This is a genomic window from Vibrio sp. Isolate30, from assembly GCF_022397975.1.
GTDB lineage: Bacteria > Pseudomonadota > Gammaproteobacteria > Enterobacterales > Vibrionaceae > Vibrio > Vibrio fortis.
Genome location: NZ_JAKEUS010000035.1, coordinates 1 through 470, shown reverse-complemented (window position 1 = coordinate 470; position 470 = coordinate 1). Strand labels below are relative to the sequence as shown.

General features: G+C 39.1%; 1 tRNA gene. It reads right to left on the bottom strand.

The window, feature by feature from the left end:
- Positions 1–347: 347 nt before the first annotated feature.
- A tRNA-Ala gene (locus tag L1D60_RS23490) sits at positions 348–423 on the bottom strand.
- Positions 424–470: the final 47 nt, after the last annotated feature.

The window sequence follows — 470 nt, the reverse complement described above, 5'->3', positions numbered from 1 at the left end:
GCCAAGGCATCCACCGTGTACGCTTAGTCACTTAACCATACAACCCGAAAGGGTCTTAGTGTATGGCAACTAACCAAGGTTTTTGGTTGTAATAAGAAGGGTTAGTTCTTATTACGTGTTTGCCGGACTCAATTTTTGCTCTTTATTTTCACTTTTTAAAAGTGAAGACAAAAAGCCAAGACACTTGAATGTGTTTGTGTTGTGTTTATCCAAAGGATAAACATTGAGAACTTTTAATTTGATTTAAATAACTTTGTTATTTAAATCAGTCAGCTTTCCAAATTGTTAAAGAGCAGATTTCTTAATGAAACCATTTTTAAAAGCACTATCGCTAATGCGCTTAAAGATGGTGGAGCTAAGCAGGATCGAACTGCTGACCTCCTGCGTGCAAGGCAGGCGCTCTCCCAGCTGAGCTATAGCCCCAACGAAATCGATATTGACCGCTATCTCTGGGAAATATCTCTGGGAAA